The sequence below is a fragment of the Thermodesulfatator atlanticus DSM 21156 genome, from assembly GCF_000421585.1.
GTDB classification, from domain to species: domain Bacteria; phylum Desulfobacterota; class Thermodesulfobacteria; order Thermodesulfobacteriales; family Thermodesulfatatoraceae; genus Thermodesulfatator; species Thermodesulfatator atlanticus.
Genome location: NZ_ATXH01000046.1, coordinates 1 through 5,616 on the forward strand (window position 1 = coordinate 1; position 5,616 = coordinate 5,616).

The window sequence follows — 5,616 nt, forward strand, 5'->3', positions numbered from 1 at the left end:
TAAGTGTTATAATAGCGATGTTGGTAGGGAGGCCCTTCCCGGTTTAGCCTTGTATACGGACAGTTTCCGCAAAAGGAAACGTCCCGGATACTGTTCAAACATAGGGAAGGACGGCTAGTCTCGCGATCGAACAGTTTGCCATAGGGCAAACGTTCCATGACAAGCCAGCCAGTCCCTCCCTACCAACTTTTCTTCCTGAATTTAATCATCCTTTCTGTTGTTAACCATACAATGACACTTCTGATAAAATGTACTCCTTGTTAAAGTTTGAAAATAAGAGGGTTTAATGATTGAAATAGCTTTCTTAAGTGGGGGATTTGCCGTTGGTTTTTTACTTGCCTGGTTTTTAAGAACAAGGGAGACAAGGTTTCTTGAATCGCGCGTAAAAGAATTGCAAGAAGAAAAAGAAGCCTTAAAGCAAACACTTTCTCAGGATCTAATAAAGACCCTTGAGGCCTTTTCTGGGAAAATCACCTCGCAAAACGCCAAAATTTTAGCTGATCTTAGTCGTGAGATTTTTGAAGCCAGGGAAAAACACCTGGAAAAAATCACTTTACCCTTAAATGAACACTTAAAAGAACTTAAAGCAGAGCTTCGGGAGCTAGAGGCCAAACGGGAACACGCCTATGGAAAGCTTGCGGAAAAATTAGAAAGCCTTGTTTCAGAACATCTTCCGCGCCTTGAAAAAGAAGCAAATCTCTTGAAAAGCATCTTTCAAAGCCCTCAATTGCGGGGTCATTGGGGAGAAATTCAACTTAAACGCCTGGTAGAACTTGCAGGGCTTTTAGAACATTGCGATTTTAGCACCCAGGTAACCACGCAAACCAAATATCGTCCGGATCTGGTAGTGCACCTCCCCCAAGGAAAGGTTATTGCAGTTGACGCCAAGGTCCCAGTTCTCAAGCAAGGCCAAAAGCTGGCCAGATTGCTTCGCGACCACGTGAAATCACTTGCTCAAAAGGCCTACTGGGAAGCCCTACAAAAAGAGCTAAAGCGCAGCCCTGAATTTGTGGTGCTCTTTCTCCCAGCGGAAAGCCTTCTTGCCCAGGCCTACCATGAAGATCCGGAAATACTTGAATTTGCCGCTGAAAAAAAAATTATCCTGGCCACACCTCTCACCTTGCTTTCCATGCTTAAGGCGGTGGCCTTTGCCTGGCAGGAGGAATCTTTTGTGAAAAACGCCGAAGAGATTATCCAGCTTGGACGAGAGCTTTTTAGTCGCCTTGAAACCTTTGCCGAACATATAAGCCGTCTCGGAGCCTCGGTTGAAAAAGTTGTTACCACCTACAACCAGTTAGTAGGCTCGTATCAGCGAAGACTCTACCCCCTGGCCAGGCGTTTCCAGGAACTCAAGGCAGTCTCAAACGACAAAGAAGCAACCCTTCCCCAGGAACTGGACTTAAAGAAACTTGACCGTTAATAAAAATTTAGTTTACTCAAAATGAGACCTTTAGGATCCGTTCCCGTTTTTCGTTCCGAAAAATGGGAACGGATCCCTTGCGGCTTTGCTTACAACACTGATCTCGGAAGTTTTGCAAAGGTCTCAAACTAAAAATTTGAGGAGGTCACTATGTTTTTTCCTGAATATCGCCCTCGTCGTTTGCGCCGCAACGAACAATTACGTTCCCTGGTACGTGAAACGGAAATCTCGGTAAAACATCTGATATATCCGCTTTTTATCGTTGAAGGGAAAGGCATAAAAGAAGAAGTCCCTTCTATGCCTGGGGTTTATAGGTTCTCCTGTGATCAACTCAAAGACGAAATCAAAGAAGTTCTAGACCTTGGTATCCCGGCGGTAATACTTTTTGGCATCCCGGCTCAAAAAGACGAAATAGGCTCCCAGGCCTATGCCAAACGTGGTGTGGTACAACAAGCCATTGCTACCATCAAAAAGGAGGCCCCTGAGCTCGTTGTTGTCACCGACGTATGCCTTTGCGAATATACCAGCCACGGCCATTGTGGCATCATAAAAAACGGCGAGGTTGATAATGACCTAACCCTTGAACAACTGGCCCGCACCGCGGTATCTCACGCCAAGGCCGGTGCGGAGATGGTGGCCCCTTCCGACATGATGGACGGGCGGGTGGCCCGTATTCGCGAGGCCCTAGATGAAGCGGGCTTCTCACACATTCCCATTATGAGCTACGCCGTGAAGTACTGCTCAAGTTTTTACGGGCCTTTTCGCGACGCCGCAGAGTCTGCGCCGCAGTTCGGGGACAGGCGAAGCTACCAGATGGACCCTGCCAACGTTAGGGAAGCCCTGCGCGAGGCATCCCTTGATGTGGAAGAAGGAGCGGATATCCTGATGGTTAAGCCTGCCCTACCCTACCTTGATGTCATTTCCCGTTTGCGCGCTGAGTTTAATCACCCCATTGCGGCTTATCAGGTAAGTGGAGAGTACGCCATGATAAAAGCTGCCGGACGTCTTGGCTGGCTTGATGAAGAGCGCGCCATGCTAGAGAGTTTGCTTTCCATCAGGCGCGCCGGGGCTGACATCATCATCACCTATTTTGCCAAAGAGGTGGCCAAAAAGCTAAGCTAACTCTTACGCGAAGCTTTTCTCTTTTTCTTTTTAGCCGCATCAGGCAAAAGGGCTATCTTCAACACTTCGTCCATGTGGCGCACGGGAAGGAACTCGATCTTGCGCCGCATGTGTTTGGGAATTTCTTCAAGGTCTTTTAAGTTTTTCTCAGGGATGATGACCTTGGTAATCCCTTTGCGCAGGGCGGCAAGGGATTTTTCTTTAATTCCCCCGACAGGAAGTACTTTACCCCTCAAGCTAATTTCTCCTGTCATGGCCACGTCTTTTGAAACGGGAATCTCGGCAAGGGCTGAAACCATAGCGGTGGCAATGGTAACCCCGGCACTTGGCCCGTCTTTGGGGATGGCCCCTGCAGGAAGATGAATATGGATATCGTATTTTTCGTAAAAGTTCTTGGGAATACCCCAATTTTTCGCAATAGAACGCGTGTAAGAAAGAGCAGCCTGGGCAGACTCGCGCATAACTTCGCCTAGTTGGCCGGTAAGAATAAGATTTCCCTTACCTTCCATAACAAGGGCTTCCACGTAAAGGACTTCTCCACCCGCCTGCGTCCAGGCAAGGCCTGTGGCAACTCCTATTTCGTCAGTCTCCTGCTCAAGCTCTGGCACATAGACAGGTGGACCGAGGTATTTATGAAGATTTTGGCGCGTCACGCGGAAAGGCCCCTTATCGCCTTCGGCAATGCGCCGCGCGATCTTTCGACAAATGGCCGCTATCTTTCTTTCAAGCTCACGGAGCCCTGCTTCTTCGGTATATTCGTTAATAATCTTCAAAATAGTTTCATCTGAGATTTGTATATCTTCTGGTTTTAAGCCGTGTTCTTTTATCTGGCGGGGCAAAAGATATTTTTTGGTGATAACGAGTTTTTCTTCAGCGGTGTAGCCTGAGATGTAAATAATTTCCATGCGGTCTTTGAGAGCTGGCGGGATGGGGTCTGTCATATTGGCTGTGGCAATAAACATGACTTTGGAAAGATCAAAGGGCACGCCAAGATAATGGTCCACAAAGGCTGTGTTTTGTTCCGGATCAAGTACTTCGAGAAGTGCCGCGGCAGGGTCCCCCTGAAAATCAGCACAGAGCTTGTCAACTTCGTCTATCATAAAAACAGGATTGTTAGTACCGGCTTGCTTCAGGCCCTGGATTATGCGCCCTGGCATGGCGCCAATATAAGTGCGGCGGTGACCGCGGATTTCCGCCTCATCGCGCACACCACCGAGAGAAATGCGTACGAATTTACGACCAAGGGCTCTGGCAATAGAACGCCCAAGAGAGGTCTTCCCTACGCCAGGGGGGCCCACAAAGCAAAGAATGGCCCCTTTGGCCTTGGGATTCAATTTGCGCACCGCAAGGTACTCAAGGATGCGGTCTTTTACTTTTTCAAGATTATAGTGGTCTTCGTCAAGTACAGCCTTGGCACGCTTCAAATCAAGTTTGTCTTTGGTTTGCTTGCGCCAGGGAAGCTCGGTAAGCCATTCCAGATATGTCCTGATAATAGAGGCTTCTGCGGAGTCAGGATGCATCATCTCGAGGCGTCGCAACTGCTTTAAGGCTTCCTTTTCAACCTCTTTGGGCATACGGGCCTTTTCAATGCGGGTGCGAAGTTCTTCTATCTCCTGGGAGTGTTCGTCAACTTCGCCGAGCTCTTTTTTGATGGCCCGAAGTTGCTCGCGCAGGAAATATTCCCTTTGGGTGCGGCTCATTTCTTCCTGGGCCTTGGTTTGAATCTTGGCCTGCACCGTGGCCACTTCCAGCTCGCGTAAAAGGTAACGATAGAGTTTTTTAAGACGCTGCCGGGGATCAAAAGCCTCAAGGAGCTCCTGAGCCTCGCTTTGTTTTAGCTTTAAGTGAGAAGCAATGAGGTCTGCAAGTTTGCCGGGCTCAGAGATGCCATCAAGAATTGTGTTTAGCTCTGGGCTTAGCTGGCCTCGCAAGGCAAATATCTTCTCAGCGGTTTCCTTAACTGAGCGCACCAGCGCCTCTGTTTCTATGTCGAGTTTATCGGGTTCTTCTTCCTTAAGGGGCTCAATGCGTACGAGAAAATATGGCTTTTGCTGCACAAATTCTACCACTTTGGCCCTGGCAACCGCCTGGACCAAAACTTTTAAGCGATCATCAGGAAGCCTCAAAGTGCGCATGATGACTGCCACAACTCCTACGTGATACACGTCTTCAGGGGTGGGCTCGTCTACATCGGGGTCTTTCTGAGAGACAATGACCACTAGGCGTTCTCCCTTAAGGGCCTCATCCACCGCGGCAAGAGAAGGCTCACGCCCAACATAAAGAGGGACCACCATTGAGGGGAACATTACGATATCACGCACTGCGATGCAGGGTAATTCTTCGGGTATCTCGATATTTTCTCCTTCGCTGATGTCGCCAATGACAAGGGCTTCTTCGATTTCGTTCATAGAACTCCTCAGAATAAATTTTTGAAAAAGTCTAGTCGCTATGAGCTTTCAAAGCAACAAGGCAAAAACAAGAGTGATCTCAGGAAACCTCTTACACCTCAAAAGAAACGATGTTCCGCTCACGCTTGCTGAACTCAACGCCAATAAGCCAGATCTTTTGGCACTCGCCCTTATACTTCTCAAAGTAGCGCTTCTCTTTTAGCTGCAAAAGTGCCTTGCCCTCGGGCTCATCCTCTACCACCTTGAATTCAAAGAGATAACACCTCCCTCAAAAAGCACCGCCATGTCCAGGCGGCCCTGGTTAGTGACGTCTTCCACCCGCACATCGAGCCCCAAGGCCGCAAAGTAGCAGTAAAAAATGCTCGCGTAAAAGCCCTCATAGCCCGCAAGCTCTGTCTTTCGATACCAATCGTGGGGTATGGAAGCAAAAAACGCGCGAAATACCTCCATCATCTCAGAAACTCTTCCTGCCTTGAGAACCCGTGCCATACGTATCTTGTTTGCTGTTTTCTTTGAAAGGTCCTCCAGAAAGTAATTCAAAAGGTGGTCAGAGAAGGCCTTTCTCACTTCGATATTTGGGAAGCGTAAGACGTAAACTGCCTCACCTGGCATGATTTCGTATCTTTTTTCTATGGTGAGATAACCCGTCTGAAAAAGAATCGTCTC

5 protein-coding genes are annotated in these 5,616 nt (G+C 48.3%); 2 read left to right on the top strand and 3 right to left on the bottom strand.

The genetic code is table 11. The features are described from left to right. Positions 1-286: 286 nt before the first annotated feature. Together H528_RS13720 and hemB are read left to right on the top strand one after the other, a co-directional pair. The gene (locus H528_RS13720) at positions 287-1,420 is read left to right on the top strand and encodes a DNA recombination protein RmuC (RefSeq protein WP_022854492.1); all 1,134 of its coding nucleotides are present in this window, start codon (positions 287-289) and stop codon (positions 1,418-1,420) included. Between the two features lie 150 nt (positions 1,421-1,570). Continuing rightward, on the top strand, positions 1,571-2,542 hold the full coding sequence (gene hemB, locus H528_RS0111745) for a porphobilinogen synthase (RefSeq protein WP_022854493.1): 972 nt from the start codon (positions 1,571-1,573) through the stop codon (positions 2,540-2,542). On the opposite strand, the gene lon is transcribed toward hemB, so the two are convergent. From lon to H528_RS14800, 3 genes are all read right to left on the bottom strand, one after another. Then, a complete protein-coding gene (gene lon / locus H528_RS0111750; RefSeq protein ID WP_022854494.1) occupies positions 2,539-4,950 on the bottom strand; it encodes an endopeptidase La in 2,412 nt (803 codons plus the stop codon). The two genes, hemB and lon, sit on opposite strands and share 4 nt — an antisense overlap. 91 nt (positions 4,951-5,041) lie before the next feature. Continuing rightward, the gene (locus H528_RS14795; protein ID WP_022854495.1) at positions 5,042-5,191 is read right to left on the bottom strand and encodes a PD-(D/E)XK nuclease domain-containing protein; all 150 of its coding nucleotides are present in this window, start codon (positions 5,189-5,191) and stop codon (positions 5,042-5,044) included. Next, the coding region (locus H528_RS14800; protein WP_028845937.1) for a PD-(D/E)XK nuclease domain-containing protein at positions 5,185-5,616 on the bottom strand (432 nt) is incomplete at its 5' end. The genes H528_RS14800 and H528_RS14795, both read right to left, overlap by 7 nt.

Excerpts from the sequence above, each read along its gene's own strand:
- H528_RS13720 (WP_022854492.1), top strand. The coding sequence starts at position 287 with ATGATTGAAATAGCTTTCTTAAGTGGGGGATTTGCCGTTGGTTTTTTA.
- hemB (WP_022854493.1), top strand. The coding sequence starts at position 1,571 with ATGTTTTTTCCTGAATATCGCCCTCGTCGTTTGCGCCGCAACGAACAA.
- lon (WP_022854494.1), bottom strand. The coding sequence starts at position 4,950 with ATGAACGAAATCGAAGAAGCCCTTGTCATTGGCGACATCAGCGAAGGA.